Annotated in this window: 4 protein-coding genes; 1 reads left to right on the top strand and 3 read right to left on the bottom strand. The window is 38.7% G+C overall.

Annotated features, from left to right (window positions below):
* Positions 1 to 196 precede the first annotated feature (196 nt).
* From B4033_RS03560 to B4033_RS03550, 3 genes are all read right to left on the bottom strand, one after another.
* On the bottom strand, positions 197 to 796 hold the full coding sequence (locus B4033_RS03560; protein WP_171260578.1) for a transglycosylase domain-containing protein: 600 nt from the start codon (positions 794 to 796) through the stop codon (positions 197 to 199).
* Positions 797 to 813: 17 nt separating this feature from the next.
* Positions 814 to 1,416 (bottom strand): hypothetical protein, encoded by a 603-nt coding sequence (locus B4033_RS03555; RefSeq protein ID WP_081409026.1) that lies wholly within the window; start codon positions 1,414 to 1,416, stop codon positions 814 to 816.
* 172 nt (positions 1,417 to 1,588) lie between these two features.
* A complete protein-coding gene (locus B4033_RS03550) occupies positions 1,589 to 1,963 on the bottom strand; it encodes an endonuclease domain-containing protein (RefSeq protein WP_286832139.1) in 375 nt (124 codons plus the stop codon).
* A gap of 275 nt (positions 1,964 to 2,238) precedes the next feature.
* On the opposite strand from B4033_RS03550, the gene dhaK reads away from it, so the two are divergent.
* A partial coding sequence (dhaK, locus tag B4033_RS03545) for a dihydroxyacetone kinase subunit DhaK (protein WP_286832137.1) occupies positions 2,239 to 3,951 on the top strand: 1,713 nt, incomplete at its 3' end.

The raw sequence follows: 3,951 nt of genomic DNA, 5'->3' as shown, positions 1-3,951 counted from the left end.
TTTCGCTCGATGTTCCCTTGCGAAGCGATGCTTCTCACCTTTGATAAAGGGGGAAGAATCCATTCGTATCGAATATGAAAAATCCCCTCGAGTGAGGGGATTTTTTTGTTTTGAATCTTTGAATCCCCCTAAATTCCCCTTCTCCAAAGGAGGACTTTCACGTATCAAATGAATTACGTGACAGCTCCTCCCTTTTTCAAAGGGAGGTTGGGAGGGATTTTTCTAGTTTAGATGATATATTACCAACTCTTATTTTGATTTTAGACGACCACTCATGGTTAGTTATTAACGGTTCTGGATATTTCAGCCTAGATATAATTTCAATTTTTTCTAATGTAGTTAATGAATGGTTAATATTTTTCCATTTAAGGTATCTATCTAATCCATTCATACCTGACCCTAAAAATGCAATTTTAAGATAGGTAGTTGATATTTGTTCTATGCTAAATCTTCGAGAGATCAAAACTGCTAAAAGTTGCTCCCTCAATTTTCTACGCCAAGTTTTTTCATATCGATCAGTAGCCACTCTTACTAGCTGTTGAGCTATTGTACTTGCACCCTGAAACTGTTTCTTAAATTTCGTATAGTAAATTGCTCTTAACATTGCATAATGATCAATGCCTAAATGACTATTTACTCTATGATCTTCAGCTACAGCCAGAATATATAAAATTTCCTTGTCTAAATCTAACTCGGTCTTTGATATTAAATTGCTAATTTTTTCTAAATCTTGATTAAATCTAGAAGTTCTAAATAAAATTAAAACCTTAGCAAAAAATAGAAAAGGTATCGTCAAACAGAAATAAACCCTTTTCATTTTGGAATAATCTGTGGAATTGATTTTGAAAATTCAGTTTGTGACAACCAAACCTCCCCTTTTTGGTCTGCTACCATAGAGTAAAATTCACCTTTAAAAATATGATCTTTGTATCCTCCAAAAATCCAATATTTTTTTGTCAACTCAAAACGACAATAAATCGTTGATGATCGTCTTTCTCCATATTCAGTTGCATGTAATGTTAAAATATCTGAACTAAAAATTCTTTTTTGTATTGAACCTTCTATCTTTGCATTTGATCGATAATGACCAACATACGTTAGAACGTGTTTATAGTGCGTTTTTCTCATACCATAGGAGGAATTTTCGTATATTTTTTCAGAAGCTCCTCTTAAATTATTTCCCTCTAACCTTAAAAACAATTGGTGTTGTAATTCCATAGAAATAAATGGATTATATTTTGATTGCTTGGTAATAGACTTCAAAAACCATTTTCCTGAAAAATCAGGAATACCAAATAATTTTTCTTTTATAAAGAAAAAGAGTAAAGCAATACATATAGCTGCAACTATTGCCTCTAATACATCACCAAATGCAAAATCGTTTGTGATCACATTCCAAAATTGTATTTCACTCATTTTTAGGATTTTTTATAAGGAAATTGCTTTATCTTATCTAAAAGAAAAATTCTTCTAAAGAAAAATATCTATAAAAACAATAAGTTTGCTCAATTATCAATTAAATATTTCTCTTTTTAGAACCCTATTTTATTTCTCATAATCCCTCCTAACCTCCTTTTTAAAAAGGGATTTAGGGAGATTCTTTAGAAAGAACACTAACACAATACTGATAAATCACTTCTACCACATCGTCCAACCGCATCATCACCTGACCATTATCAAATCTCAGCACTTTAAGCCCAAGCTGAGCCAAAGTTTCATCTCGAATCCGATCTGCCTCCAAGCCTTCTTCCGTAAAATGCTGACCTCCATCACACTCAATCACCAAATTTGCAGCAGGACAGTAAAAATCTACGATGCAATTCAAAATCGGCTTTTGCCGATAAAACTGCAAACCTAAAATTTGTTTATTACGAAGTCGTGACCATAATAACTTTTCAGCATCGGTCAGGTTGTTACGTAAGTCACGTGAGGCTTGCTTTAAGTTTTTATTGTAGGGTTTCATTTTTATTCTCTTTTTTAAAATCTCCCCTAACCCTGAGCCATATATGGCGCAAGAACAAAGAGGGGAACTCCACGTAAACAAATAAATTACGTGACAGCTCCTCCCTTTTTCAAAGGGAGGTTGGGAGGGATTTAATTTAACAAATATGTGCCCCTTTTCTAACCCATCAATCCCAAACTATTCGTTTTTACACTTTTAATTCTGCAAAATTCACCACTTTCATGAATAATAGACCAATAAATTTATCTCCCAAATCAATGACTATTGGTGTTCCAATGAAGAAACTCATGAACGGTGCTGAAAAAATCGTTGTCGAAATGTGTAAAGGCTTTGTCTTGGCACATCCAGAACTGGCATTTAATGAATCTTATAAAATCATTTCCCGAAAAGAAAAACACCAAAATGTCGCCCTGATCAGTGGTGGTGGTAGCGGTCACGAACCTGCTCATGCCGGCTTTGTTGGCCAAGGTATGCTAGACGCTGCCGTATGTGGTGACGTATTTGCATCACCTTCTCAAATTCAGGTCTATAAAGCACTCCAACACGTCGCAACAGACAAAGGCATCCTGATGATCATCAAAAACTATTCTGGCGATATGATGAATTTCCAGAATGGCGCAGCATTAGCAACTGAAGATGGCATCAAAGTTGACTACGTCAAAGTAGCAGATGATATTGCAGTAAAAGACAGCTTATATACCGTAGGTCGTCGTGGTGTCGCCGGTACGATCTTCGTGCATAAGATTGCCGGTGCAGCAGCATCAAAAGGTTTAGAGCTTGAGGAAGTCAAAGCTGTGGCTCAAAAAGCAGCGGATAACGTGATTAGTCTTGGTTTCGCCTATAGCTCTTGTACCGTTCCTGCCAAAGGCACGCCCACCTTCACCTTAGCGAATGATGAAATGGAATACGGCGTCGGCATCCACGGCGAACCGGGTATCCGCCGTGAAAAAATTCTGCCATCCAAAGAACTGGCACAACGTATTATCGATGACTTGTTCCTCGATCGCCCTGATCTGACTGAAGTTGCTGTTCTAGTGAATGGCTTTGGTTCAACACCAATGCAAGAGTTGTATGTCTTTAATAATGATGTGTGCGAACATTTGGCGCGCAAAGGCATCAAGATTTACCGTACTTTTGTCGGCAACTACATGACCAGTATCGACATGAACGGTGCTTCGGTGTCATTGCTAGCTGTGGATGATGAACTAAAAGGTTATTTAGATGCAGAGGCGAACACGCCCGCTCTTAAAATGGATGGTTCAGCAGCACAGCCTTTAATCTTCTCAACAAAAAATGCCGCAGCAGAAGATGTAATAAATACGGAAGTCGAAACTCAGCCTGAACATGCTGAAGTTCAAAATGAACAGTTCACGATTGAAAATATGCGTTATGTGGTCGATGTGATGGCTGCCTGTATTATCAAAAACGAAGTGCCATTCTGCGAGCTGGATGCCCATGCAGGTGATGGTGACTTTGGCATGAGTGTAGCTAAAGGTTTTAAACAGCTGAAACGCGAATGGCAAAGCCTGATCCAAGCGCAGCATATGGATGAATTCTTGCTAAATAGTTCAATGATTATTATGGAACATTGTGGCGGTGCATCGGGTCCGATCTGGGGTTCAGCATTTCGTGCAGCGAGTAAAGCCATTCAAGGCAAATCCACATTAACTGTGTCAGATTTTGCCGAGATGCTGCAAGCAGTAGTGAAAGGTATTCAAACTACTGGTGAGCGTTCATTTGGCCGTGGAGCAGTCGTTGGTGACAAAACCCTGATTGATGCCTTAGTGCCATGTGCAGATTCCTGGTCTGCCAATACCGACAAGACATTTAAAGAAAACTTTGTGTTGGGTGCAGCGGCGGCAGTAAAAGCTGCAGAATCCACCAAAGACATCGTGGCGCGTATGGGTCGTGCCGGTACGGTCGGTGACCGTAGCTTGGGCTATCCGGATGCCGGGGCATATGGTTTAGGTGTGATCTTTATCGATATT

It is taken from the genome of Acinetobacter sp. UBA3132 (assembly GCF_002364825.1).
In the GTDB taxonomy this organism is placed as follows: domain Bacteria; phylum Pseudomonadota; class Gammaproteobacteria; order Pseudomonadales; family Moraxellaceae; genus Acinetobacter; species Acinetobacter schindleri.
The sequence above is the reverse complement of the archived record's forward strand: the minus strand, read 5'-3'. Positions and strand labels throughout refer to the sequence as shown.